The sequence below is a fragment of the Chelatococcus sp. CO-6 genome (assembly GCF_001271345.1).
GTDB lineage: Bacteria > Pseudomonadota > Alphaproteobacteria > Rhizobiales > Beijerinckiaceae > Chelatococcus_A > Chelatococcus_A caeni.
This window is the reverse complement of sequence record NZ_CP012398.1, coordinates 1,380,145-1,406,268: the sequence shown is the minus strand read 5'-3', so window position 1 is coordinate 1,406,268 and position 26,124 is coordinate 1,380,145. Positions and strand designations below refer to the sequence as shown.

The following is a 26,124-nucleotide window of genomic DNA, read 5'->3' as shown; positions in this document are numbered from 1 at the left end:
ATCCCTTGGGCCTTCCCGGCGCGGCGCCATGCCGGCGCGCGGGAGATGAATTCAACATGCAATGACGACGGGACCCGGCGCAAGCGCCGGGTCCCGTCGCGCGTGGGTTACGCGCTCTTCTTCTTGTCGTCGTCGACTTCCTGGAAGTCGGCGTCGATCACGTCGTCCTTCGCCTCACCCTGGCCTTCAGCCGATTCGGCGCCGGCCTCGCCCGCCTGCGAGGCCTGGTAGATGGCCTCGCCGAGCTTCATGGAGGCCTGCATCAGGTCGTTGGTCTTGGCCTGGATGCCGGCGACGTCCTCGCCCTCGAGCGCGGTCTTCAGCGCGGCGATCGCATCCTCGATGGCGCCCTTCTCGGCCGCCCCCACCTTGTCGCCATGCTCCTTGAGCGACTTCTCGGTGGCGTGGATGAGGCTCTCGCCCTGGTTCTTCGCCTCGACCAGCTCGCGCCGCTTCTTGTCCTCGGCGGCGTGGGCCTCGGCGTCCTTGACCATCTTGTCGATGTCGGCCTCCGACAGGCCGCCCGAGGCCTGGATGCGGATGGCCTGCTCCTTGCCGGTCGCCTTGTCCTTGGCCGAGACGTTGACGATGCCGTTGGCGTCGATGTCGAAGGTCACCTCCACCTGGGGCACGCCGCGCGGGGCCGGCGGCAGGCCGACGAGGTCGAACTGGCCGAGCAGCTTGTTGTCGGCCGCCATCTCGCGCTCGCCCTGGAAGACGCGGATGGTGACCGCGGTCTGGTTGTCCTCGGCGGTGGAGAAGACCTGGCTCTTCTTGGTCGGGATGGTCGTGTTGCGGTCGATGAGGCGCGTGAACACGCCGCCCAGCGTCTCGATGCCGAGCGACAGCGGCGTCACGTCGAGGAGCAGCACGTCCTTGACATCGCCCTGCAGCACGCCGGCCTGGATGGCGGCACCGATGGCGACCACCTCGTCCGGGTTGACGCCCTTGTGCGGCTCCTTGCCGAAGAACTGCTTCACGACCTCCTGCACCTTGGGCATGCGCGTCATGCCGCCGACGAGGACGACCTCGTCGATGGCGCCGGCGGACAGGCCCGCATCCTTCAGCGCCTTGCGGCACGGCTCGATGGTGCGCTGGATGAGGTCGTCGACCAGCGCCTCGAACTTGGCGCGGGTCAGCTTCAGCGCAAGATGCTTCGGCCCGGAGGCGTCGGCGGTGATGTAGGGCAGGTTGATCTCGGTCTGCTGCGCCGAGGAGAGCTCGATCTTCGCCTTCTCGGCGGCCTCCTTGAGGCGCTGCAGGGCGAGCTTGTCCTTGCGCAGGTCGATGCCCTGCTCCTTCTTGAACTCGTCGGCGAGATACTCGACGAGGCGCATGTCGAAGTCTTCACCGCCGAGGAAGGTGTCGCCGTTGGTCGACTTCACCTCGAAGACGCCGTCGCCGATCTCGAGGATCGAGATGTCGAAGGTGCCGCCGCCGAGGTCGTAGACCGCGATCGTGCCGGTCGATTTCTTGTCGAGGCCGTAAGCGAGCGCGGCCGCCGTCGGCTCGTTGATGATGCGCAGCACCTCGAGGCCGGCGATCTTGCCGGCGTCCTTGGTGGCCTGGCGCTGGGCGTCGTTGAAATAGGCCGGGACGGTGATGACGGCCTGCTCGACCTTCTGGCCGAGATAGGCTTCCGCCGTTTCCTTCATCTTCTGCAGCGTGAAGGCGGAGATCTGCGACGGCGAATATTCCTTGCCGTCGGCGGCGACCCAGGCGTCGCCGTTGCCGCCCTTGACGATCTTGTAGGGCACGAGGCCCATGTCCTTCTTCGTCATCGGGTCGTCGAAGGTGCGGCCGATGAGGCGCTTGATGGCGAAGAAGGTGCGTTCGGGGTTCGTCACCGCCTGGCGCTTGGCCGGCTGGCCGACGAGGCGCTCGCCGTCGTCGGTGAAGGCGACGATGGAGGGCGTCGTGCGGGCGCCTTCCGCGTTCTCGATCACCTTGGGCGTCGTGCCTTCCATCACGGCGACGCAGGAATTGGTGGTGCCGAGGTCGATACCGATAACCTTACCCATGGATGTGATCCCTCACTTTCAAGCAGACCGCCGTGCCGGATCCCGAAGCGATCCGGCCCATGGCTTGACTCTAACCAAACTCAGGCACATCGCGGCCTTGGCTGTCGCGCTGCGCCCCTAACCGACAATCCGCACGTCGGGCGCGTATATAAGGACAGGCCCTGCGGCAGGCAAGGCGACTGTCACATGCGCCGGCGGCGTTGTCTTCTGCCATGAGATGGATGCGGGGGTGGCGCTTCGCAAGGCTTGCGACCGCACCTGCCCGCGGCTTGCCCCTGAACGGGGAGGCGGCTTCAGCCGCCTGCCTGCCCGGCCTCCCAGCCGAGGATGGCCTGCTTGCGCGTGAGGCCCCAGTGATAGCCGGTGAGGGCGCCCGAACGGCCGAGCACACGGTGGCACGGCACGACGAAGGAGATGGGATTCTTGCCGACGGCAGCGCCGACGGCGCGAGCCGCGCTCGGCTTGCCGATGTGCTCTGCAACCTGCGAATAGGTGGTGGCGCAGCCCAGCGGCACCTTGAGCAGGGTGCGCCACACGCGCACCTCGAAGTCCGTGCCGATGAGGACCACGTTGAGCGGCCGGTCGGCTCGCCACATGGCGGGATCGAAGATGCGCGCGGCGAGCGGCCCGGTCACGGACGCGTCTTCCACATAATGTGCCCGGGGCCAGCGCCGGCGCATGTCGGCGAGGGCGGCCCCGCGGTCGCCCCCATCGACGAAGCCGAGGCCGGCGAGGCCGCGGTCCGTGGCGACGAGGATGGCCTCGCCGAAGGGCGAGGGGTGGAAGCCGTAGGACATGACGAGGCCCGCGCCGCCGGCCTTGTAGGCGCCCGGCGTCATCGCCTCGTGGGTGACGAAGAGATCGTGCAGGCGGCCGGGGCCTGACAGGCCCACTTCGTAGGCCGTTTCGAGCACGCTTGCGGAGGCATCGAGCAGGGCCCGCGCGTGGTCGAGCGTGATCGCCTGCAGGAAGGCCTTGGGCGAGAGGCCGCACCAGCGCCGGAAGAGATGGTGCACCTGCGTCGTCGTCAGGCCGGCATGGGCGGCCATGTCGTCGAGCGAGGGCTGGCTGCGCCAGCGCTCGGAGATGAAGGCGATGATGCGCCGCACGCGTTCATAGTCGCCGGCGGCCGTCGCCGCGCTCTCCGCGGCGAGCAGGTCGTCGAAGACGGGCAGGGTCTTGATCGCGCTGTCCAGCATGGTCCGGCAAATCCTCCGGCGGCAAGCATAGGCATCGCGCCGGCCCGTGCCACCCGAAAGCTGCTCTGGCAACCCTGGGCAAGGAAAATTCCGTTGGCTAAGCTCGCGCTGCCGGGGGCGAAAGCAGCAGCATCGGGCCAGCGATGCAACCGGGGGAGACGGGCTCCCCCGGCTGCGGCGACAGCCTCGCCTCCTGACGGAGGAAAGCCATGTTCTGGATTTTTCCAGGCTTCGGCTTGTTCCTGGCGATAAAGAAAACCCGGAGGGGCTGGCAAGTCTCTCTCCGGGTCTTCCTAGGCTAAGGGACCGGGGATCGGGTGCAAACCCGATCCCCACTCCGTTCCTCAATATAGCGGCAAAGCCGATCCGTTCCAACCATGGCCGCGTGGAAGGCTCATCCACGCTTCGCAGTCCTGAGAGCGGCCGAGAAGGCATCGGCGAAGTCCGCCTTCTCGCTGGCCGACAAGGCGTTTGCCACAGGGACACTCTCGCCGCGCGACACGACCGTCAGGCGCTGCAGGCCGAAATCCTCGTCGCTGACGCGCTCGAGCCGGGTCCAGGCCGGGTTGAATCGCCACTCGCGCCGGTCACCGCGGTGGCCGACCTTGCGCAGGAGAAGCTCGATCCGCGTCAGGAAAACTTCCTCGAAGCTGCGGGCGCGGCGGAAATTGACGCGGAAGGCGAGATAGATGGCGAGAAGGTCGAGGCCGAAGAAGGCTGCGACCGGCCAGGCGCCGGCGAGCATGAAGGGAACGCTGGAGACGAAGGTCGCGACGCACATCAGCGTCATGACCAGCCTAAAGGCGTTGTGCCCCAGCGAGCGGTGCGGCGTGATGAGCGCGCAGAACAGCGGCTCGGCCGCGGGATCGCTCACCGCTTCCGGCCCCAGCGGGAGAGAGTGCTTGAAGCTCGTCATCGCCGTCCATTATAGGACCGGCATGCGCGTGAAGCACCCTTCTTCCCCCGCCGGCGGCCCGGCGAATTCCAAACCCCGGCAGGCGAAGGCCGCCGGTGCGTCCAGAAAGGCGCCGGCCAAGAGGGCGGCCAAGACGGCGTCGGCCCGCGCCGGCAAGGGCGGGAAGGGCCCGGCCGTGCCGGATGCGGCGACCGTCGCCGAGATCTTCCGGCGCTTCCACGACGCCAATCCCGAGCCCAGGGGCGAGCTCGAATACGTCAATCCCTACACCTTGCTCGTCGCGGTCGCGCTGTCGGCCCAGGCGACGGACGTCGGCGTCAACAAGGCGACGCGCCCGCTCTTCGCCATTGCCGACACGCCGGAAAAGATGCTCGCCCTCGGCGAGGAGCGGCTGCGCGAGGCCATCAAGACCATCGGCCTCTACCGCAACAAGGCGAAGAACGTCATCGCCCTGTCGCGCCAGCTCATCGAGCGTTTCGGCGGCGAGGTGCCGCGCTCGCGCGAGGAGCTCGAGACCCTGCCGGGTGTCGGCCGCAAGACGGCGAACGTGGTCATGAACATCGCCTTCGGCGCGCCGACCATCGCCGTCGATACGCATCTCTTCCGTGTCGCCAACCGCATCCCGCTCGCCCCGGGCAAGACGCCGCTCGCGGTGGAGCTCGGCCTCGAGAAAATCGTGCCCGAGCCCTACAGGCGCCACGCCCATCATTGGCTCATCCTGCACGGGCGCTACGTCTGCAAGGCGCGCAAGCCGGATTGCGGCCGCTGCCTCATCAACGACCTGTGCCGCTACGAGGCCAAGACGATCTGAGGCGACAAACGATGCGACGGCTCAGCCGTAGACGAGAAGCCCGGCGAGGCCCGCGGCGCCGACGACGATGCGCCACCAGCCGAAGACCGCGAAGCCGTGCCGCGAGACGAAGTTGAGCAGCGAGCGCACCACGAAGAGGCCGGCGACGAAGGCCGAGATGAAGCCGACGACGATGAGCGCGCCGTCGTTGAAGCTGAGATTCTTGTAGTTCTTCAGGAGGTCGTAGGCGAAGGCGCCCGCCATGGTCGGCATGGCGAGGAAGAAGGAGAACTCCGCCGCCGAGCGCTTGTCGGCGCCCATCAGCATGGCGCTGACGATGGTGGCGCCCGAGCGCGACACGCCGGGGATCATGGCCAGGCACTGGCAGATGCCGATCTTGAGATACATCGGCAGCGGGTAGTGCATGGCGTCCCGGTGCTCGACCTTCAGCGTCAGCCCGTCGACGGCGAGCAGCACCACGCCGCCGACGATGAGCGAGATGCAGACGATCGTCGGATCGAACAGCACTTCCTTGATGAAGCCGTGCAGGAGGGCGCCGATGATCGCCGCCGGCAGGAAGCCGATGAGGACGCCGAGGACGAAGCGGCGCATGCCGGGGTCCGTCGGCAGGCCGCGGGCGATGAGGAGGAGCTTGCTGAAATAGACCGAGAGGATGGCGAGGATGGCGCCGAGCTGGATCAGCACCTCGAAGGTCTTGCCGTTCGATTCGAAGCCGATGAAATGGCCGAGCAGCAGCAGGTGGCCCGTCGAGGACACCGGAATGAACTCCGTCAGGCCTTCGACGAGGCCGAGCACGAGTGCTTCGAGGGCGTCCGTGAGAGTCATGCGGCGGTCCTGCGGCAGGTTGTGGGCGGGCTGTGAAGAGTTGCGGGACGGGGCGGGGACGGCCCGTCCCCGGAAAGCGAATCGAGTTGTGTCAGCCCGGCAGCGGTTCTATACGGGGAGCGGCCATCGTGCCAGCCGGTCTGCGGCGCGCGGATATGCCGGCAGGTGACCGCTTCTGCCTTATTGCCGCCTGTCTGTGAGCATAGTCCGCGCGTATCATGGCGACCCTGCATCACTATCCCTTCTGTCCGCACTCCCGTTTCATCCGGCTCATCTTCGGCGAGATCGGCGCCGAACCGTCCGTGGTGGAGGAAAAGCCGTGGGAGCGGCGCACCGAATTCCTGGTGCTCAACCCCGCCGGGCTCGTGCCCGTGCTGGTGGAGGAGCAGGGGCTCGTGGTGCCCGGCGCCTCCGTCATCGCCGAATATCTCGACGAAACGCGGAGCGGCGGGCTCGACGCCATGCGCCGCCTTCTGCCGCAGACGGTCGCCGACCGGGTCGAGGTGCGGCGGCTGATGGAGTGGTTCCACCAGAAGTTCTTCGAGGAGGTGTCGGGCTATCTCGTCACCGAGAAGATCTACAAGCGCTTCATGGGCGCGGATGCCGGCGGCGGGCCGCCGGACATGAGCGCCATCCGTGCGGCGCGCAGCAATGTCCGCTATCATCTGAAATACATCGGCTTCCTTGCCGCGAAGCGGAACTGGCTGGCGGGCGCGCAGCTCACCTATGCCGACCTCGCGGCGGCGGCGCATCTGTCCTGCGCCGACTATCTGGGCGATGTGCCCTGGGACGAGGACGAAACGGCGAAGGCGTGGTACGCACGGGTGAAATCGCGGCCGTCCTTCCGGACGCTGCTGAACGACAGGGTGCCGGGCATGGCGCCGGCCGCCCACTACGCGGATCTCGATTTCTGACGGGCGAGGCGCTCAGGCGCGCCGTTGCCGCACGGGCCGCGGCCGAGGGCTTCGACGTCCTCAAGGTCACGCATCCGGCCGCCGTGCCGCAACTGCCGGAAAGGCTCGGCGCGTGGCTCGCCGAAGGGCGCCAGGGCAGCATGGCGTGGATGGCCGACAGGGCCGACGAGCGCGCCGACCCGGCGCGGCTCTGGCCGGAGGTGCGCTCCATCATCCTCCTCGGCATGAACTACGGTCCCGCCGAGGATCCGCTGGCCAATCTCGCGCGGCCCGAGCGGGCGACCATCTCGGTCTATGCCCGCAACCGCGACTATCACGACATCATCAAGGGCAAGCTCAAGCAGGTGGCCTCGCTCCTCGCTTCCGCGGGCGGGGCGGACGTCAAGGTCTTCGTCGACACCGCGCCGGTGATGGAGAAGCCGCTCGCCGAGGCGGCCGGCCTCGGCTGGCAGGGCAAGCACACGGTGCTCGTCTCGCGCACCTTCGGCAGCTGGCTCTTCCTCGGCGCCATCTTCACGACGGCCGAGCTGCCGGCCGACGCGCCGGAAGAGGACCATTGCGGCTCGTGCCGGCGCTGCCTCGACATCTGCCCGACGGCGGCCTTCCCGGCGCCCTACGTGCTCGATGCGCGGCGCTGCATCTCGTATCTCACCATCGAGCACAAGGGGCCGATCCCGCGCGACCTGCGCCCCCTGATGGGCAACCGCGTCTTCGGCTGCGACGACTGCCTCGCCGTCTGCCCGTGGAACAAGTTCGCGCGGGAAGCGCGGGAGGCGCGCCTCGCCGCCCGGCCGGAGCTGACGGCGCCGTCGCTCGCCGCGCTCGCGCGGCTCGACGATGCCGCCTTCCGCCAGCTCTTCGCCGGCTCGCCGGTGAAGCGCGCGGGACGCGAGCGCTTCATCCGCAACGTGCTCGTCGCCATCGGCAATTCCGGCTTGCCGGAACTCGCGGAATCGGCCTTCCCTCTCCTCGACGACCCCTCCGCGCTGATCCGCGGCACGGCCGTGTGGGCCCTGTCGCGGGTGCTGCCGGCGGAGGATTTCACGGCGCTCGCTGCGACCCGCATGGACGGGGAGGAGGATATGGGCGTGCGCGAGGAATGGCGTTTGGCGCTCGGCGAGAGCGCCGGGGAGGGCTGACGTGAACCTGTTCGTCTTCGGTCTCGGCTACGGCGCCGGCCATTTCGTGGCCCGGTACCGCGAACGCTTCGACCGCGTCTCGGGAACGGTGCGCAGCACCGAGAAGGCGGCCGCGGTCAATGCGGCGCCGGGCGGGGTCGAGGCCTTCGTCTTCGCGGACGGGCGCCTGCCGGAGGCTGCGGCCGCTGCGCTCGCGGAGGCGGATGCGCTCATCGTCAGCATCGCGCCGGGGCCGGAGGGGGACGTGGTGCTGGCGGCCGCGCGCGAGGCGATCGCGCGGGCGCCGAGGCTCAGGTGGATCGCCTATCTGTCCACCGTCGGGGTCTATGGCGACCACGGCGGCGCCTGGGTGGACGAGAGCGCGCCGCTCAACGCCTCCATGGGGCGCACGCGCCAGCGCGTCCTTGCGGAAGAGGCGTGGCTGGCGCTCGGTCGCGAGACGGGCAAGGCGGTGCAGGTCTTCCGGCTCGCCGGCATCTACGGGCCGGGGCGCAGCCCGCTCGCCAAGCTCCTGCGCGGCGAGGCGCAGCGGATCATCAAGCCCGGCCAGGTGTTCAACCGGATCCATGTGGAGGACATCGCCGCCGCGCTCGCCGCCTCGCTCGCGCGGCCGTCGCCCGGGGCGATCTACAACGTCGCCGATGACGAGCCGGCGCCGCCGCAGGACGTCGTCACCTATGCGGCCGAACTCGCCGGCATCGCGCCGCCGCCGGAGGTGCCCTTCGCGGAGGCCGAGCTGTCGCCGATGGCGCGCAGCTTCTATGCCGACAACCGCCGCGTCTCCAACCGCCGCCTGCGCGAGGAACTCGGCGTGTCGCTCGCCTATCCCACCTATCGCGAGGGGATTGCGGCGCTGGCGCGGGCGGAGCTCGCCGGGCGGGGCTGAACCCCGTCAGGCGGCATGGCGGTTCGCGGCCGGGCCGAAGTGGCCGATGTAGCGCGGATTGATCGCCTCGACGGGCAGCACCACCAGCACGTCCGTGGTGCCGAACTGATGGTCGATCACGGCCCCCTCGCCGATGGAGGCGCCGAGGCGCAGGTAACCCTTGACGAGCGGTGGCAGCGCATGCAGCGCGGCCTTGGGGTCGACCGCCTCCTTCGGCAGCCGGTCCATGGCGACGCCGCGGCCGGTGAGCGCGTTCGCCCGCCAGTTCTCCGGCGCGCGGGCGAAATGGTGCAGGAAGCTGAGCTGCAGGGCCATCTGGTCGGGATTGGTGCCTTCGAGGCTGGCGCAGCCCAGCATCACGTCGATGCGGTGGTGCAGCACGTAGGTCCAGATGCCGTGCCACAGCAGTTCGACGGTGCGCTTGTTGCGATAGGGCTTCAGCACGCAGGAGCGGCCGAGCTCCAGGAAGCGCTTGCCGGGATTGGCGTCGATCAGCGGCTGGATGTCGAACTCGCCGGCCGTGTAGAAGCCCCAGTGCCGGTCGGCCACCTCCTGCCGGAGCAGGCGGTAGGTGCCGACCACCTGCGGCTTGGGGTTGCGGAAGGCCTTCTTCGGCACGTCGTAATCGAGCACGAGCAGGTGGTCGCAGATGGCGTCGTACTCGTCGATGTCGCGCCGCGACAGCATGGACGTCGCGTTCGGCAGCGCCGACATCTCCTCGTAGAAGACGCGGAAACGCAGCCGTTGCGCCTGCTTGATCTCCTTGCGGGTGCGGGCGAGGCGCACCTCGAGCGAGCCGAGGCGCCCGAGGATGGTCGGCAAACCGCCGGCATCGGCCGGGGCCGGCGCGCGGAACGGCAGGAGCGCATTCGCCGTCGCGGCCCCCCAGTTGCTGGGGCGCAGCATGTTCGTAAAGCCGCGCGGCGCGACCCGGATGATGTCGGGTTGCGCGGCCCCTTGCGAGGTCTTCACCTGTGTCGGATCGTAAACCATGAGCCCCAGACCGTCTGCCCCGAAAGCGGCGTCGTCAGCCCGGCGCGCCGGTTTGCCGACGCAGCCATTCCGCCGCATATCTTAACGGAACCATAAGCCTCGGAAAGTTTTGTGACAACGACGAGATGGGGCGACAGGCTCAGGCCCGTGCCGCGCCGGTGGCATCCGCGCCCTCGACAAGTTCTTGAATTTTCTGGCGTTCAAACGGTTTGGCAAGAAAGCCGTCCGCTCCCGCCGCCATGGCCGCGGCGCGGTCCTCGGCGAAGGCGTTAGCCGTCAACATGACGATTCGCGCATGGACCGGGCGGGGATGGGCGGCCTCCGCGGCGCGGATGCGGCGCACCGCTTCGAGCCCGTCCATCTCGGGCATTCGCGCGTCCATCAGGACGAGGTCGAAGGGCTCCTCGTGGCCGGCGAGCACCCGCCGCATCGCAGCGACGGCCTTGACGCCGTCGCGCACCCAGAGCGTCTCGGCCCCCGCCCCTTCGAGAAGCTTGAGGGCGAGCAGGGCGTTGATCTCGTTGTCCTCGGCGAGGAGGACGCGTCGCCGGCGCGGCTCGCCCTCGCCCGCCCGGGGCAGTGCCTGGGCCTGCGCCGAATAGGTCTGCTGCGGCGGCAGCGCGGCGGGCTCGTGCGCGATCTGCTGCATCAGGGACAGGGCGCGCACCGGTTTTACCAGATAGCCGTCGAAGCCGGCGGCGGCCGGCGGGCCGAACTCGCGCCGCTCGAAGGGCGAGAGGAGGACGAGGCTGCGCCGCACGCCGGAGCGCCGGGCGAGGGTGGCGAGGCGCCGCGCCGCTTCCTCGCCGAGCGCGCAGTCGGTGAGGACGACGTCGTAGCCGCCCGCCGCCATCGCCGCGCTCGCGGCCTCTTCGCTTTCGCGAATCTCGGCGCCCGCCCCGGCCGCCGCGAGCCGGCGCGCGATGAAGGGTGCCTCGAAGGGCGAATGGGCGATGATGAGCACGCGCTTGCCGGAGAGGTCGACCTGCGTCGGCGGAGGCAGCGCGGGTCGGCTGTCGCCGCCGACGCTCGCGAGGGCGATGGCGAAGCGGAAGGTGGCGCCGCGGCCCTCCTCGCTCTCGACGGTGATGGTGCCGCCCATGCGCTCGACGATGTGGCGGCAGATGGCGAGGCCGAGCCCCGTGCCGCCATGGCGGCGGCTCGCGGTGTCGTCGACCTGCTCGAACTCGCGGAAGACCGCATCCTGGCGGCTCTTGGGGATGCCGGGGCCGGTGTCGGCGACGCTGAAGGCGATGTGCCCGTCGGCCTCAACCTCGATGCTGACGCCGACGCCGCCCTGGTCGGTGAACTTCACTGCGTTGCCGGCAAGGTTCATCAGCACCTGGCGCAGGCGGTCGCGGTCGCCCATGACGAGTGCCGGCAGGTCGGGCGCGATGAAGCTCGCGATTTCGATGCCCTTGCCCTGCGCCCGCGGGGCCAGGAGCTCGACGACGTTCTCGACGAGGCTGCGCAGGTCGAACGGCTCCTGCACGAGGGCGATCTTGCCGGCCTCGATCTTGGAGAAGTCGAGGATGTCGTCGATGAGCGACAGGAGCACCTCGCCCGAGGTCTTGACGGCGCGCACATAGGTGGCCTGTTCGGGATCGAGGCGCGTGTCGGCGAGGAGATCGGCCATGCCGAGGATGCCGTTGAGCGGCGTGCGCACCTCGTGGCTGACGGTGGCGAGGAAGCGGGACTTGGCCTCGCTCGCCGCCTCGGCGCGGTGGCGCGCGTCGAGCAGGTCGTGCTCGGCGGCGACGCGGCTCGTCACGTCGCGGCCGACGCGCTGGCGCTCGGCGCCGCTGTCGCCGATGGCGAGGGTCTCGATCCACGAGATCCAGACGATGCCGCTGCGGAAGTCGATGGCCTCGTCGAAGATGCGCGCGCCCGTCGTCGACAGGCGCACGTCGCTGATCTCGCGCACGACCGGCTGCCAGTGGCTGCCGACGAGCTCCTCGCGCGACCGGCCGGCGAGGCGCGCGAAGGCGTCGTTGCAGTAGATGATGCGCCCGTCCTGGGCGCGGCGGACGATGACGTCACCCTGCGCCTCGACGAGGCTGCGGTAGTGCTCGCGACTTTCGGACAGTTCCCAGACCGAATCGTGCAGCGTCTCGATCTCGGCTTCCAGCCGGTCGATCTGGGCGAGAAGGGTCCTGCGGCGCCGGGCGATGAGCCACACCACGGTCGCGACCACGATCAGCGCGGCGGCGCCGGTCACGAGGTCATGAGAGGTGGTCAGAAGGTCCATCGGGCGGATCAGCTCAGCTTTTCGTTGCTGCGCAAACTCCCATGGAGGCGTTGAGATTGCGTTGGCAGGCGTGCTGAATCGCCCGTTAAGCGGTTCAGGCCGGCACGGCGAGCCGCTCGAGCGCCGTTCGGTAGGACAGGGCTTCGGCGAGATGCAGGCGCCCGACCCGTTCCTCGCCGTCGAGATCGGCGAGGGTGCGCGCCACCTTCAGCACCCGGTGATAGCCGCGGGCGGTGAGGCGCATGGCGTCGGCCGCTTCGCGAATGAGGGCAAGGCCGGCATCGTCCGGCCGCGCCACCTCCTCGAGCACCGGCACGGGGCAGCGGGCATTGGTGGTGACCTCGGCGAGGCCGAGCGCGGAATAGCGGGCGCTCTGCACGGCACGGGCGCGCGCGACACGCCGCGCCACTTCCGCCGAACCCTCGGCCGGCGGCGGCAGGATGAGATCCGCCGCCGTGACGGCCGGCACCTCGATGACGAGGTCGATGCGGTCGATCAGCGGGCCGGACAGCCGCGTCTGGTACTGCGCCATGCAGCGCTCGTTGGGCGAGCGCCGGCAAGCGAAGCCAGGCTCCGTGGCGCGGCCGCAGCGGCAGGGGTTCATGGCGGCGACGAGCTGGAAGCGGGCCGGATAGCTGACGCGGTGGTTGGCGCGCGAGATCAGTACCTCGCCGCTCTCCAGCGGCTGGCGCAGGCTGTCGAGCACCTGGGGCTGGAACTCGGGCAATTCGTCGAGGAAGAGCACGCCATGGTGGGCGAGCGAGACCTCGCCGGGCCGCGCCCTCAGGCCGCCGCCGACGAGCGCGGCCATGGAGGCGGAATGGTGCGGTGCGCGAAAGGGCCGGCGATCCGTCAGGGCGCCCTCGGCGAGAAGGCCGGCGACGGACTGGATCATCGAGACTTCGAGCAGCTCGGCCGGGGCGAGCGGCGGCAGGATGGAGGGCAGGCGCTGCGCCAGCATCGACTTGCCGGCGCCGGGCGGGCCGTTCATGAGCAGGTTGTGGCCGCCGGCGGCGGCGATCTCCAGCGCCCGCTTGGCGCTTTCCTGGCCCTTGATGTCCCTCAAGTCCGGCAGGTCGGCGCCGGGGCGCGCCACCGCGGGCTCGGGCCGGGCCATGACCTGCGTGCCCTTGAAGTGGTTGGCGAGCTGGACGAGGGAGCGCGGGGCGAGGATGTCGAGATCGCCGCTCGCCCAGGCCGCCTCGGGGCCGCAGGCGGCCGGGCAGATGAGGCCGTGCCCGCGCGCATTGGCGGCGATCGCCGCCGGCAGCACGCCGGCGACGGCCGTGACCGACGCATCGAGCGCGAGCTCGCCGAGCACCGTATAGCCGGCAAGGGCATCCGCAGGCACCGCGCCGATGGCGGCCATCACGGCGAGGGCGATGGGCAGGTCGTAGTGCGAGCCCTCCTTGGGCAGGTCGGCCGGGGCGAGATTGACGGTGATGCGCTTGGCCGGCAAAGCGAGCCCCGCCGCCATCAGGGCCGAGCGCACGCGCTCGCGGCTCTCGGCCACCGCCTTGTCGGGCAGGCCGACGATGGTGAAGGCCACATTGCCCGGTGCGATCTGCACCTGCACGTCGACCGCGCGTGCCTCGATGCCCTCGAACGCGACCGTCGCGACCCTCGCCACCATGCTCTTTCCCCCGGCCCGGGCGCACCTTAGCGGCGATCGCGGTCCCGCTCAAGAACAGGAAGAGAACAAAAGCCGGCGCCATTGCGGCGGTATCCGCTTTCGGCGGCGGCAGGGCAGGGTTGCAAAGACGTCGCGGGCTTCGCCCGCCCCAACGCGCTATGCCCTTGTCCGGCGGCTGCTGCGCGCCGTCGGGGATGAAGGTCCGGGACATGGAATTCGATGCCGCGCTCCTGGCGCTGCCGGTCAAGATGGTGCTCGTCGCCGCGATCGTGGTCTCCGGCTCGCTCGCGGCGCAGAAGGCGGGGCCCTTCGTCGGCGGCCTGATCGCGACGCTGCCGATCTCGGCCGGCCCGGCCTATGTCGTGCTCGCCATGGACCACGGCCCGGCCTTCATCGCCGAGAGCGCGGTCGGCAGCGTCAGCATCAACGCCGTCACGGTGATCTTCGCCATGACCTATGCGGTGCTCGCCCGGCGTGGCGCGGGTGGGCTCGGCAGCATCGCCGGGGCGATCGGCGTGTGGCTCCTCGCCGCCCTCGCCATCCGCACGATGACGCCGCCGCTGTGGTTCGGCCTGCTCGTCAATGCCGCGGCCCTTGCCGTGGGGGTGCCGCTGGCGCGGCGCTTCTCGCGGGTCGTGATTCCGGCCTCGGATGGTCCCCGTCCGGTCGACCTGATGCTGCGCGCGCTCGCCGTCGCGACGCTCGTGGGCGTTCTCAGCGTCGTCAGCTGGCATATCGGGGCGGTCGCCTCGGGCATTCTCGCCCTCTTCCCCATCGTCATCTCGAGCATTCTCGTCGTCACGCACCGGGCCATCGGCGGGCCGGCGGCCGGTGCCGTCGCGGCGAGCAGCGTCTACGGACTTGCCGGCTTCGCCGCCGCGCTGACGGCGGTGCACCTTGCCGCCGTGCCGCTCGGATCGACCGCTGCGCTGCTGATCGGCCTCGCCATCTGCGTTGCCTGGAACGGCATGCTCTTCACGCTGCGGCTGAGGCGGTTGCGCCGGGTCGCGGCGGCGGCCTGACTAGTGACGGTCGCGTTCGGCCCGCAGCGCCTTGAGGCGATAGAGCGCCTCGAGCGCCTCGCGGGGTGACATCTCGTCCGGATCGACGCCGTCGAGCGCTTCGCCGAGCTCGTCCTTCTGCGCCGCGGCGGCGGCGGGGCGTGCCGGCACGGCGGCGAAGAGCGGCAGGTCGTCGACGAGGGTGGCGACGGGCTTCTCGCGCTCGGTCTTCTCCAGCTCGTCGAGGATGGCGCGGGCGCGCGCGATGACCGGGGACGGCAGGCCGGCGAGCTTCGCCACCTGGATGCCGTAGGAACGGTCGGCCGCGCCGGGGATGACCTCGTGCAGGAAGACGACGTCGCCCTTCCATTCGCTCACCCGGACGGTTGCGTTCTCGACGCGGGCCATGCGCTCGGCGAGCGCGGTGAGCTCGTGATAGTGGGTCGCGAAGAGCGAGCGGCAGCGGTTGATCTCGTGCAGGTGCTCGATCGCCGCCCAGGCGATGGACAGGCCATCGAAGGTCGCCGTGCCGCGGCCGATCTCGTCGAGGATGACGAGCGCGCGCTCGCCCGCCTGGTTGAGGATGGCGGCGGTCTCGATCATCTCGACCATGAAGGTCGAGCGCCCGCGGGCGAGGTCGTCGGCGGCGCCGACGCGCGAGAACAGCTTGTCGACGATGCCGATATGGGCCCGCGCCGCCGGCACGAAGGCGCCCATCTGGGCGAGCACGACGATGAGCGCGTTCTGGCGCAGGAAGGTCGACTTGCCGGCCATGTTGGGGCCGGTGACGAGGGTGATGCGGCCGGCCTTCTCGCCCTCGGGCGGCGAGAGCGCGCAGTCGTTGGCGACGAAGGTCTGGCCCGCGCGCTTCAGCGCCGCCTCGACCACCGGATGGCGCCCGGCGGCGATGGAGAAGGCGAGGCTGTCGTCGACGGTGGGGCGCGTCCAGCCGAGGTCGTCGGCAAGAAGCGCGAGCGCCGCCGTGACATCGACGATGGAGAGCGCCTCGGCAGCACGCTTGATGGCTTCGCCCGCCCCGATCACGGCATCGCCGAGCCGCTCGAAGACGGCAAGCTCAATGCCGAGCGCGCGTTCCGCCGCCGAGGCGATGCGGGCTTCGAGCTCGCCGAGTTCGACCGTGGAGAAGCGCATGGCCCCCGCCATGGTCTGGCGGTGCACGAAAGTGGCGTTGTGCGGCGGCTTGACGAGGTCCTCGCCGACGGCCGGCGGCACCTCGACGAAATAGCCGATGACGTTGTTGTGCTTGACCTTGAGCGTCCGGCAGCCGGTCTCGTTGACATAGCGGGCCTGCAGGGCGGCGATGAAGCGGCGCGAATCGACCTGCAGCACGCGCGCCTCGTCGAGCGTCCCGTCATAGCCCTCGCGCACGAAGCCGCCGTCGCGCTTCAGGAGCGGCAGCTCGTCGGCGAGGGCGGTGGAGAGGTTTTCGGCGAGGCCCGGCGCGACGCCGCGCATCGCGTCGGCGGCGGCCGCCAGTTCCGCGGGCGGGGCGGCGTTGGCGAGGAGGGAGGCGATCGCCTCCGCCGCCACGAGCCCGTCGCGCACGGCGGCGAGGTCGCGCGGGCCGCCGCGGCCGAGCGTCAGGCGCGACAGGGCACGGGCGATGTCTGGCACCGCGGAGAGCGCCTGGCGCAGGCGCTCGCGCAGCGGCCGCTCGCCGAGGAGGAAGGCCACGGCGTCGTGGCGGGCACGGATCGCGGCGACGCTCGTCAGCGGGCTCGCGAGCCGCTCGGCGAGGAGGCGCCCGCCGCCCGGCGTCACCGTGCGGTCGATGGTCGAAACGAGGCTGCCGCTCCGCTCGCCCGACAGGGTGCGCATCAGTTCGAGATTGGCGCGCGTCGCCGCATCGATGGAGAGCGTGCCGGAGACATCCTCGCTGCGCGGCGGCGACAAGGGCGGGCGGGCGGCAAGCTGCGTGCGCTCGACATAGGCGAGGGCGGCGGCCGCCGCGGCGATCTCGGCGCGCGAGAAGGCGCCGAAGGCGTCGAGGCTGGCGACGCCGAAGAAATCCTTCAGCCGCCGCTCGGCGGAGGCCGGATCGAGCCCGTCGCGCGCCAGGGGCGTGACGGCGGCGCGCTGCTCGCGCCACAGGTCACGCAGCGTCGGCTCGTCGTAGATCGTGTCCGGCACCACGATCTCGCGCGGGTCGAGCCGCGCGATCTCGGCCGACAGCCCGGCGGCGGCGGTCTCCGTCACGGTGAAGCGGCCGGTGGAGATGTCGATGGCGGCGAGGCCGTAGGCGTAGCTGTCCTCGCCGGTGCGGCGGCGGGCGAGGGCGACGAGGAGGTTGGCCCGCGCCGGGTCGAGCAGGCTGTCCTCGGTGATGGTGCCGGGCGTGACGAGGCGCACGACGCCGCGCTGCACGACGGACTTGCCGCCGCGCTTCCTCGCCTCGGCGGGGTCCTCCGTCTGCTCGCAGACGGCGACGCGGTGGCCGGCGGCGATGAGGCGCTGCAGGTAGTCCTCGGCGCGCTCCACCGGCACGCCGCACATGGGGATGTCCTCGCCGAGGTGCTTGCCGCGCTTCGTCAGGACGATCCCGAGGGTGCGCGAGGCGATCTCGGCATCCTCGAAGAAGAGCTCGTAGAAATCGCCCATGCGGTAGAAGAGGAGGCAGTCCGCATGCGCGGCCTTGATCTCCACATACTGCGCCATCATCGGCGTCATGCGCTGGGGCTCGGCCTCGGAGCGCGCAGCCTCGCGCGTGGCGGCAGGCGCGGCGGCGCTGCCGCCCGTCTGCTCCAGATCATCCGTCGCGGCGCTGACTTCCCGGCTCATGGGCGGGGACGCTAGCAGAGCCGCACGGGTGTTTCATCCACCGTTGCATGGATGTTTTGCAGAAATCGTGGAGAACTTCGCTTGAGGGGCATCGCGCGACTGCCGTAAGGTCTCGCCCCGACAGGAAACGCCCGAGACAAGAAAACGATGGACACTGCCAAGCGCCGCTCCCGCCCGACCTTCACCGACCAGGAAGCCCTGCAATTCCATTCGCAGGGGCGGCCCGGCAAGCTCGAGGTGGTGCCCACCAAGCCCATGGCGACCCAGCGGGACCTCTCGCTCGCCTATTCGCCGGGCGTCGCCGTGCCGGTGAAGGCGATCCACGAGGATCCGAGCGTCGCCTACGACTACACGACCAAGGGCAATCTCGTCGCCGTCATCTCCAACGGCACCGCCATCCTCGGCCTCGGCAATCTCGGGGCGCTCGCCTCCAAGCCGGTGATGGAAGGCAAGTCGGTCCTCTTCAAGCGCTTCGCCGACGTCGATTCGATCGACCTCGAGGTCGACACCGAGGACCCGGACGCCTTCATCAACGCGGTGCGCTATCTCGGGCCCTCCTTCGGCGGCATCAACCTCGAGGACATCAAGGCGCCGGACTGCTTCATCATCGAAGAGCGCCTGCGCGAACTGATGGACATCCCGGTCTTCCACGACGACCAGCACGGCACGGCCATCATCGCCGCGGCGGGGCTCATCAACGCGCTGCACCTGACCGGCCGGGACGTGAAGTCGACGCGGCTCGTGATCAACGGCGCCGGCTCCGCCGGCATCGCCTGCGCGGAGCTCATCAAGGCCATGGGCTTCGCGCCCAACAACGTCATCCTGTGCGATACCAAGGGCGTCGTCTACAAGGGCCGCCAGGAGGGCATGAACCAGTGGAAGTCGGCCCATGCCGCCGAGACGAAGGCGCGCAGCCTCGCCGACGCGCTCGACGGCGCCGACGTCGTCTTCGGCCTCTCCGCCAAGGGGGCGCTGACGGCGGAGATGATCGCCTCCATGGCGCCGAACCCCATCATCTTCGCCATGGCGAACCCGGACCCGGAGATCCTGCCGGAGGAGGTCGCGGCCATCCGCGACGACGCCATCATGGCGACGGGCCGCTCGGACTATCCCAACCAGGTCAACAACGTCCTCGGCTTTCCCTATATCTTCCGCGGCGCGCTCGACGTGCAGGCGACGACCATCAACATGGAGATGAAGATCGCCGCGGCCCAGGCGCTCGCCGACCTTGCGCGCGAGGACGTGCCGGACGAGGTGGCGGCCGCCTACCAGGGCGCGCGTCCGCGCTTCGGGCGCGACTACATCATTCCCGTGCCGTTCGATCCGCGCCTCATCCACGTGGTGCCTTCCGCCGTCGCCCGGGCGGCGATGGACACGGGCGTGGCGCAGCGGCCGATCGTCGACATGCGCGGCTACAAGGCGCAGCTCTCGGCCCGGCGCGATCCGGTGGCCGGCACGCTCAACCGCATCTTCGAGCGCGTCAGGCGCTTTCCAAAGCGCGTCGTCTTCGCCGAGGGCGAGGAGGAGCAGGTCATCCGCGCCGCCGTCTCCTTCGTCAACCAGGGGCTCGGCACGGCCATCCTCGTCGGGCGCGAGGAGCGCGTCTACGAGACGGCGCGGCTCGCCGGCATCGACCTCGAGGCGAAGGACGGCATCGAGGTGCACAACGCCCGCCTGTCGCACCGCAACGCCACCTATGCGCAGTTCCTCTACGACCGGCTGCAGCGCAAGGGCTATCTTTTCCGCGACTGCCAGCGCCTCATCAACCAGGACCGCAACCACTTCGCCGCCGCCATGGTTGCGCTCGGCGACGCCGACGCGATGGTGACGGGCACGACGCGCAACTATTCGATCGCGCTCGAGGACGTGCGCCGCGTCATCGACGTGAAGCCGGGCCACCGGGTCATCGGCGTTTCCATCGTGCTGGCGCGCGGGCGCACCGTCCTCGTCGCCGACACGGCCATCACGGAGATGCCGGGCGCGAAGGATCTCGCGGAGATCGCGGTGGAGGCCGCAGGCGTCGCCCGCCGCCTCGGCTACGAGCCGCGGGTCGCCATGCTCGCCTTCTCCACCTTCGGCCATCCGACGGGCGAGCGCTCCGAGCGCGTGCAGGAGGCGGTGCGCATCCTCGACGGGCGGCGCTGCGACTTCGAGTACGACGGCGAGATGGCGGCGGATGTCGCGCTCAACCGCGACGTGATGAGCGTCTATCCGTTCTGCCGCCTGTCCGGGCCGGCGAACGTGCTCGTCATGCCGGCGTTCCACTCGGCCTCGATCTCGACGAAGATGCTGCAGGAGCTCGGCGGCTCCACGGTCATCGGCCCGCTCATCGTCGGGCTCGACAAGCCGGTGCAGATCGTGCCGCTCGGCGCCAAGGACACCGACATCGTCAACATGGCGGCGCTCGCGGCCTTCAACGTCGGCGGCTGAGGGGCGCGGCCGGCCCTACAGGTCGAGTTCCCAGGTCTCGCCGACGAGGTCCTGCCCGAAGCTCCGGTGCGGCTCGGAGGCGACGAGGCGGAAGCCGGCCTTGGCATAGATGGCGCGGGCGGTGGTCAGGACGTCGTTGGTCCAGAGCGTGATGCGGGCATAGCCCGCCGCGCGGGCGAAGGCGATGCATTCCGCCACGAGCCGCCGGCCGAGGCCGAGGCCGCGCGCCGCCGGCTCGACGAGGAGCAGCCGCAGCTTCGCCACCTCGTCCGACTGGCGCACGAGGCAGATGGAGCCGAGCCTGACGCCGTCGTGCTCGGCGATCCAGATGCGCTCGCGCACGGGATCGAAATTTTCGGCGATCTCGCCGACCACCTTGGCGGCGAGCCCCTCGAAGCTTGCGTCCCAGCCGTATTCCTCGGCGTAGAGCGCGCCGTGGCGGGCGACGATCCAGCCGAGGTCGCCCGGGCGGTGGCGCCTGAGGACAAGGCGCGCCGGGTCGAGGCGGCCGGTTCCCAGGACACCTTCGAGCGCGGCCATGGCTGCAACGAGTTTCTCCTGCGCGTCCTCCGGCAGCGGCGCGACGAGGGCCCCGACCTCGCGGCGGGCGGCGGCGTCAAGACGGGCGAAGGTCTTCTGCCCCTCCGGCGTCAGCGACAGGAGGGACTGGCGGCCGTCCTCCGGCGAGGGGCGGCGCGCGAGCAGGCCCTTGTCCTCGAAGCGGCGCAGCAGGCGGCTGAGATAGCCGGCGTCGAGCCCGGTCTCGCGGCGCAGCTCCGTGGCCGTCGTCTCCCCGCAATGGGCGAGTTCGTAGAGCACGCGGGCCTCGCTGAGCACGAAGCCGCTGTCGTGCAGATGCTCGTGCAGGAAGCCGATCTCGCGCGTGTAGAAGCGATTGAAGCGCCGCACTGCCGCGATGCGATCCTCGACTGTGTTGCCCGTGTCGACGCCCGTTTCGTCTTGGCGCAGCGCTGCCGTTGCCATGGGTCCGATCCTCCCGAATGGCGGCAGCATCCCGCTGTTATTTGACTGAGTCAAATAATTTGTCGAGACGGAGAGCGACAGGGACGTGACGCCAGGCGGAGCGGAATTGGCGCTTAAGCGGAGCGGACCTGGCGCACGAAGGCGTCGACGGCCTCGTTGAGGGCGAGCGCCTGCTCGTCGAGTTCCGTCGCCGCCTGCAGCACCTGCTCGGCGGCGACGCCGGCGCTCTGGGCGTCGAGCCGCACGTCGCCGATATTGCCCGAGACCGCCTGGGTGCTCGTGGCCGCCTGGCGGGCGCTGACGGCGATCTCCTCGGCGGCGCGGGACTGGGCCTTGGCGACGTCGGCGACGATGGAAACGGCCTGGCCGATGTCGGCCACCGTGCCGTCCATGGAGGCGACGGCCCGCACGGCTGCCACGGAAGCGCTGCGGATGGTCTCGATATTGGCGGCGATCTCGGCGGTCGCCTTGCTCGTCTGCACGGCGAGGCTCTTGACCTCGCCCGCCACGACCGCAAAGCCCCGGCCGGCGGCGCCGGCGCGTGCGGCCTCGATGGTGGCGTTGAGGGCGAGGAGGTTGGTCTGGTTGGCGATGTCCTCGATGAACTCGACGATGGTGCCGATCTTCTGCACCGCATCGACGAGGCCGTCGACGTCGGCGCGGGTCATCGCGACGTGTTCGGAGGTCTCGCGTGCCTTGTCCACCGTGACCATGGACTGACGGGTGAGCTCGTCGATGGAGGCGTGGATCTGCTCGGCCGCGCCGGCCACGGTGCGCACGTGGGCGGAGGTCGCCTCCGCGTCGGCGGCGACCTCGGTGGCCTTGCGGCTGGTGCCCTGCGCCGTGGTGGCGAGATTGCCGGCGGCCGCCCGCATGTCGTCGGCGGCGCGCGAGAGCTGGCGCAGCGCCTGCCCCACGCCGTGCTCGAAGCGGTCGGCGAGCTCGCGCAGCGTACGCTGGCGCGAGCGCTCGTTCTCGGCCTTCAGTTCCTCGGCGGTGATGCGGTCGGTCACGTCGATGACGAAGCCGTCCCAGATGATCTCGCCCCTGTTGCCGGTGCGCGGCGTCGCCTGGGTGCGCAGCCAGACGGTGCGGCCGTCATCGGGCCGGATGACGCGGATCTGCACGTTGCACGGCACGCCGTCGCGGGCGGAGAGGTCGAGCGCCTCGCGATAGGACGGGAGATCCTCCGGGTGGACGAGGCGGTGGACGTTGTCCGCGCTCTTCATGATCTCGGCTGCCTCGATGCCGAAGATCTCGACGGCGCCCTTGGAGACGAACGGGAAGGAAATGCGGCCGTCCGGATGCAGCACGCGCTGGAACAGCACGCCCGGCGCATTGTCGACGATGCCCCGCCGCAGCAGCGCGGTCTCGTCGAGGGCAAGGACGGCCGAGCGCCGCTCCCGGTCCCACAGCAGGAGCAGCCCGGCGAACTCGATGCCGAGCCAGTTCACGACGATATGCGGAGCGGCAATGGTCTTGAGAGCGTCGGCGGCCGCCTCCCAGGTCGGCAGGGCGGCGAGGCTGAACAGCGGCAGGATGCCGGCCATGGCGCCGAGGACGTGGAGGTCGCGCCGGTTGAGCCCGCGCTGCCTGCGACGCAGGAAGAGGTGATAGGCCGAGCCGGCCAGGGCGCTGAGGCCGATGCCGATGAGCCCTGCGGCAAGGCCGGTCCCCGCCGCCTCCCACCGCACCGCCATGGCGATGCCGGCGGTGATCACCGCACTGACGATGCCGCCGACCGGGCCGGCCAGCATCACCATCACGTTGCGGGCATCGAAGAACAGGCCCGGCGCCGGCATCACCGGGCGGTGCATGCTGACCAGCGCGACGAAGCCGAAGACGACGCCGACCGCCACCTGCCAGACGAGCGGCCATCGCGCGAGCGACGGCGCAAGGACCGCGAGCAGCACGGCGGAGAGGACGAGAAACGATGCGCTCTCGACGAACGGAAGAAAGTAGTTGAACGAGGGCATTCCAGTCGTCGCTTTGATGGCGGCTGGGCAGCGAGACTACGCCCGGAGCGTAAACAAAGCCCTGCCCCGCCGCTCCCGTCGTTCACGTTCCCGCGTCATCTTCCGTGGCGATCCGCGGCCCGGCTGTTCGACTTCGCTTGCGGGGCGCATTCTTCTTCGCCATCAAGGGCGGCATGACGCACCCGCCTTTCACCGAGCCCCTGCCCGTCGATGCCGCGTTGCCGGCCCTGTGCGCCGCGCTCGCGGCCCGCAGCGCCGCGGTCCTCGTGGCGCCGCCCGGCGCCGGCAAGACGACGCGCGTGCCGCTCGTCCTGCGCGACGAGGCCTGGTGCGGGGGGCGCATCATCGTGCTCGAGCCACGGCGTCTCGCGGCGCGCGCGGCGGCCGCCCGCATGGCGGACACGCTGGGCGAATCGGTCGGCGAGACGGTCGGCCTTCGGGTCCGCCTCGAGACGCGCGTTTCGCGCAAGACGCGCATCGAGGTGGTCACCGAAGGCGTGTTCACGCGCATGATCCTCGACGATCCGGCGCTCGAGGGCGTATCGGCGGTCCTGTTCGACGAGTTCCACGAGCGCTCGCTCGATGCCGATCTCGGCCTCGCCCTCGCCATCGAGGCGCAGGAAGGCCTGCGCGAGGACTTAAGGCTCCTCGTCATGTCGGCGACGCTCGACGGCGCGCGGGTCGCGGCGCTTCTCGGGGATGCGCCGGTGATCGAGAGCGAGGGCCGGGCCTTTCCGGTCGAGACGCGCTATCTCGGCCGCACGCCGGGCCGGCGCATCGAGGACGAGGTGGCCGACGCGGTGGTCGCGGCGCTTGGCGCGGAGGCCGGCTCGCTCCTCGTCTTCCTGCCCGGGCAGGGCGAGATCCGCCGCGTGGCGGAGATGCTCGACGCGCGCATCCGGGACCCCCGGGTCGACGTCGCGCCCCTCTACGGCACCCTGGAGCGTGCCGAGCAGGACCGGGCCATCGCCCCCGCGCCGGCCGGACGGCGCAAGGTGGTGCTGGCCACGTCCATCGCCGAGACCTCGCTGACGATCGCCGGTGTCCGCGTCGTCATCGATTCGGGCCTCGCGCGCGTGCCGCGCTACGAGCCCGACATCGGCCTGACGCGGCTTGAGACGGTGCGCGTGTCGCGCGCCTCCGCCGACCAGCGGCGCGGCCGCGCCGGCAGGACGGAGCCGGGCGTCTGCTACCGGCTATGGGAGGAGGCGGGCAACGGCGCGCTCGAGCCTTTCGCGAGACCCGAGATCCTGACCGCGGATCTTGCGCCGCTGCTGCTCGACTGCGCAGCCTGGGGCCTCAGCGACCCGACGCGGCTGCGCCTCATCGACCCGCCGCCTTCGGCCGCACTCGCCGAGGCGCGGCGCCTCCTCGTCGAGATCGACGCGCTCGACGGCGGCGGCCGGCTCACGCCGACGGGCCGGCACCTGCACGACCTGCCGCTGCCGCCGCGCCTCGCGCGCATGGTCCTCGCCGCAGGCGCCGCGGCCGGAACGGCGGCGGAGATCGCCGCCGTCCTCGTGGAGCGCGGGCTCGGCGGCAGCGGCACGGATCTCGTCGAGCGGCTGGAGCGTTTCCGGGCCGACCGCTCGCGCCGGGCGTCCGACATGCGCCGCGCGGCGGCGGGCTGGGCGCGGCAGGCCGCTGCTGCGGGGCTGCCGGCCGAGGTGGCGGACGACGAGCCCGGCGCCCTCGTCGCGCTCGTCTATCCGGACCGCATCGCCCGCGCGCGCGGCAAGGCGGGCGAGTTCCTCCTGGCCAACGGACGCGGCGCCTTCGTCGAACCTGCCGACCGGCTGGCGCGCGAACCCTTCCTTGCCGTCGCCGAGATCGCCGGCGGCGGCGCGAGCGCCCGCATCGTGCTCGCCGCGCCGATCACGCCGGCCGGCATCGAGGCCGTCGCCGGCCATCACATCGAGAATGTGGAAGAGGTGGTGTTCGACCGGGCGGCCCGGGCCCTGCGCGCCCGCAAGCTGCGCCGCCTCGGCGCCCTCGTCCTCGCGCAGCAGCCGCTCGCCGTTCCGGCGGACGAGGCCTCCGCCGCGGTACTGGCGCGTGGCGTCGCGGCCGTCGGCACCGATGGCCTGCCCTGGACGAAGGGCCAGCAGCAGCTGCGCGGGCGGGTCGCCTTCCTGCGCCGGGCCGAGGGCGAGCCCTGGCCCGATCTCACGGACGAGGCCCTGGCGCGAAACGTCGAGGACTGGCTCGCCCCCCACATCGTCGGCGTGACCGGCCTTGCCGGGATCGACGCCGGCCATCTCGACGCGGCGCTGCGCAGCCTCGTGCCGTGGGAGCTGATGCGCCGGCTCGATGCCGAGGCGCCGACCCATTTTGAGGCGCCGACCGGGTCGCGCATTCCGGTCGACTACGGCGCCGAGGAGGGGCCGTCCATCGCGCTTCGGGTGCAGGAGCTGTTCGGGCTCGACCGGCATCCGACGCTCGCCGGCGGGCGCGTGCCGCTCATCCTCGAGCTCCTGTCGCCAGCCCATCGGCCAATTCAGATCACGCGCGACCTGCCCGGCTTCTGGCGTGGCTCCTGGGCCGCCGTGCGCGCCGACCTGCGCGGCCGCTACCCCAAGCATCCCTGGCCGGAGGATCCGGTCAGCGCCGCACCGACGACGCGCGCCAAGCCGCGCGGCACTTAGAGCATTTTCCGCCGAAGCGGATGCCGGTTCGGCGAAAAAAATGCTATATTCTCAAAAAGATAGACGCCCTTTCCGATTCAATTGAATCGGAAAGGGCTATAGCGACACCGCGCGGCCCGTGAGCCGTCAGGCCGGCGCCGTGACGGGCAGGAGCAGGGCGGCGGTGGCGGGGTTGAGGGCCATCGGGATGTCGTAGACGAGGGCGAGGCGCATCAGGGCCTTCACGTCGACGTCGTGCGGATGTGGCGACAGGGGATCGACGAAGAAGATCAGCATGTCGATGCGCCCCTCGGCGATCAGGGCGCCGATCTGCTGGTCGCCGCCGAGGGGGCCGCTCTTCAGCCGCGTCACGCTGAACTCCGGGCAGCGCTCCATGACGCGCGCGCCGGTCGTGCCGGTGGCATAGAGCTTCGTGCCCGCGAGCTCGTTGCGGTGCGCCTCGGCGAAGGCGGCCATCTCCGCCTTCTTCGCGTCGTGGGCGACGAGCGCGATGGTGAGCGGGGCGGCGGGTGTCTCGGTCGTCTCAGTCATGGCGGCTTTCGCTGGAGGCCGGAAAAAGGCCCGCTTTCGCGGCGCTGCAATGGTCTTAGGAAAGCTGCGGCCTTCGCGCAATCGGCCTTTTCCGCCGCCGCGCCCGTCCTTCTTCCCGGCTGTCACGCAAGTGTCACGGGCGCACGCCATGGGTGAAGGCCGTTCCGCTCTTC

The 26,124-nt window shown here is 70.6% G+C and carries 18 protein-coding genes; 7 read left to right on the top strand and 11 right to left on the bottom strand.

Annotated elements, in window-relative coordinates; all coding sequences use genetic code 11:
* Positions 1-107: 107 nt before the first annotated feature.
* The 3 genes from dnaK to AL346_RS06610 all read right to left on the bottom strand — a co-directional run bounded on the left by dnaK (position 108) and on the right by AL346_RS06610 (position 4,136).
* The gene (gene dnaK / locus AL346_RS06620) at positions 108-2,021 is read right to left on the bottom strand and encodes a molecular chaperone DnaK (protein ID WP_019403859.1); all 1,914 of its coding nucleotides are present in this window, start codon (positions 2,019-2,021) and stop codon (positions 108-110) included.
* Between the two features lie 293 nt (positions 2,022-2,314).
* Positions 2,315-3,220, bottom strand: a complete 906-nt coding sequence (locus AL346_RS06615) for a bifunctional helix-turn-helix domain-containing protein/methylated-DNA--[protein]-cysteine S-methyltransferase (protein WP_019403860.1) — start codon at positions 3,218-3,220, stop codon at positions 2,315-2,317.
* Positions 3,221-3,614: 394 nt separating this feature from the next.
* The gene (locus AL346_RS06610; protein ID WP_040405254.1) at positions 3,615-4,136 is read right to left on the bottom strand and encodes a DUF2244 domain-containing protein; all 522 of its coding nucleotides are present in this window, start codon (positions 4,134-4,136) and stop codon (positions 3,615-3,617) included.
* 22 nt (positions 4,137-4,158) lie between these two features.
* Between AL346_RS06610 and nth the strand changes: the two genes are divergently transcribed.
* A complete protein-coding gene (gene nth / locus AL346_RS06605) occupies positions 4,159-4,947 on the top strand; it encodes an endonuclease III (RefSeq protein WP_040405255.1) in 789 nt (262 codons plus the stop codon).
* 21 nt (positions 4,948-4,968) lie between these two features.
* Here nth and AL346_RS06600 read toward each other — a convergent pair whose 3' ends face one another.
* Positions 4,969-5,772, bottom strand: coding sequence for an undecaprenyl-diphosphate phosphatase (locus tag AL346_RS06600; protein WP_019403864.1), 804 nt, complete (start codon positions 5,770-5,772; stop codon positions 4,969-4,971).
* 218 nt (positions 5,773-5,990) lie between these two features.
* Here AL346_RS06600 and AL346_RS06595 point away from each other — a divergent pair, with 218 nt between their 5' ends.
* The 3 genes from AL346_RS06595 to AL346_RS06585 are packed head-to-tail and all read left to right on the top strand — an operon-like array spanning position 5,991 to position 8,711.
* Complete coding sequence (locus AL346_RS06595; protein ID WP_019403865.1) at positions 5,991-6,686, top strand: glutathione S-transferase family protein; 696 nt, start codon at positions 5,991-5,993, stop codon at positions 6,684-6,686.
* Positions 6,683-7,825 (top strand): tRNA epoxyqueuosine(34) reductase QueG, encoded by a 1,143-nt coding sequence (queG, locus tag AL346_RS06590; RefSeq protein WP_026015426.1) that lies wholly within the window; start codon positions 6,683-6,685, stop codon positions 7,823-7,825. The genes AL346_RS06595 and queG overlap by 4 nt, the downstream gene beginning before the upstream one ends.
* 1 nt (position 7,826) lies before the next feature.
* Entirely contained in the window at positions 7,827-8,711 is an 885-nt protein-coding gene (locus AL346_RS06585) for an NAD-dependent epimerase/dehydratase family protein (protein WP_019403867.1), read from the top strand.
* Between the two features lie 6 nt (positions 8,712-8,717).
* Here the strand turns inward: AL346_RS06585 and AL346_RS06580 are convergent, their stop codons facing one another.
* The 3 genes from AL346_RS06580 to AL346_RS06570 form a co-directional block, all read right to left on the bottom strand.
* Positions 8,718-9,704 carry a GNAT family N-acetyltransferase gene (locus tag AL346_RS06580; RefSeq protein ID WP_019403868.1) on the bottom strand — a complete coding sequence of 329 codons (987 nt, stop codon included), beginning with the start codon at positions 9,702-9,704 and terminating at the stop codon, positions 8,718-8,720.
* 139 nt (positions 9,705-9,843) lie between these two features.
* Positions 9,844-11,952 (bottom strand): ATP-binding protein, encoded by a 2,109-nt coding sequence (locus AL346_RS06575; RefSeq protein ID WP_019403869.1) that lies wholly within the window; start codon positions 11,950-11,952, stop codon positions 9,844-9,846.
* 94 nt (positions 11,953-12,046) lie between these two features.
* Positions 12,047-13,585: a YifB family Mg chelatase-like AAA ATPase gene (locus tag AL346_RS06570; protein ID WP_019403870.1), complete on the bottom strand. Its 1,539-nt coding sequence runs from the start codon at positions 13,583-13,585 to the stop codon at positions 12,047-12,049.
* 209 nt (positions 13,586-13,794) lie between these two features.
* On the opposite strand from AL346_RS06570, the gene AL346_RS06565 reads away from it, so the two are divergent.
* Complete coding sequence (locus tag AL346_RS06565; RefSeq protein ID WP_019403871.1) at positions 13,795-14,607, top strand: hypothetical protein; 813 nt, start codon at positions 13,795-13,797, stop codon at positions 14,605-14,607.
* Here the strand turns inward: AL346_RS06565 and mutS are convergent, their stop codons facing one another.
* The gene (mutS, locus tag AL346_RS06560; RefSeq protein WP_019403872.1) at positions 14,608-17,385 is read right to left on the bottom strand and encodes a DNA mismatch repair protein MutS; all 2,778 of its coding nucleotides are present in this window, start codon (positions 17,383-17,385) and stop codon (positions 14,608-14,610) included. It abuts the gene before it with no gap.
* Positions 17,386-17,532: 147 nt separating this feature from the next.
* On the opposite strand from mutS, the gene AL346_RS06555 reads away from it, so the two are divergent.
* Complete coding sequence (locus tag AL346_RS06555) at positions 17,533-19,815, top strand: NADP-dependent malic enzyme (protein WP_019403873.1); 2,283 nt, start codon at positions 17,533-17,535, stop codon at positions 19,813-19,815.
* Positions 19,816-19,830: 15 nt separating this feature from the next.
* Here AL346_RS06555 and AL346_RS06550 read toward each other — a convergent pair whose 3' ends face one another.
* Both AL346_RS06550 and AL346_RS06545 read right to left on the bottom strand, forming a co-directional pair.
* Positions 19,831-20,799, bottom strand: a complete 969-nt coding sequence (locus AL346_RS06550; RefSeq protein ID WP_053193438.1) for a helix-turn-helix domain-containing GNAT family N-acetyltransferase — start codon at positions 20,797-20,799, stop codon at positions 19,831-19,833.
* A gap of 113 nt (positions 20,800-20,912) precedes the next feature.
* On the bottom strand, positions 20,913-22,775 hold the full coding sequence (locus AL346_RS06545; RefSeq protein WP_019403875.1) for a methyl-accepting chemotaxis protein: 1,863 nt from the start codon (positions 22,773-22,775) through the stop codon (positions 20,913-20,915).
* 173 nt (positions 22,776-22,948) lie between these two features.
* Between AL346_RS06545 and hrpB the strand changes: the two genes are divergently transcribed.
* Entirely contained in the window at positions 22,949-25,420 is a 2,472-nt protein-coding gene (hrpB, locus tag AL346_RS06540; RefSeq protein ID WP_026015429.1) for an ATP-dependent helicase HrpB, read from the top strand.
* A 126-nt stretch (positions 25,421-25,546) separates the two neighbouring features.
* Here the strand turns inward: hrpB and AL346_RS06535 are convergent, their stop codons facing one another.
* Positions 25,547-25,951 carry a methylglyoxal synthase gene (locus tag AL346_RS06535; protein WP_019403877.1) on the bottom strand — a complete coding sequence of 135 codons (405 nt, stop codon included), beginning with the start codon at positions 25,949-25,951 and terminating at the stop codon, positions 25,547-25,549.
* Positions 25,952-26,124 lie beyond the last annotated feature (173 nt).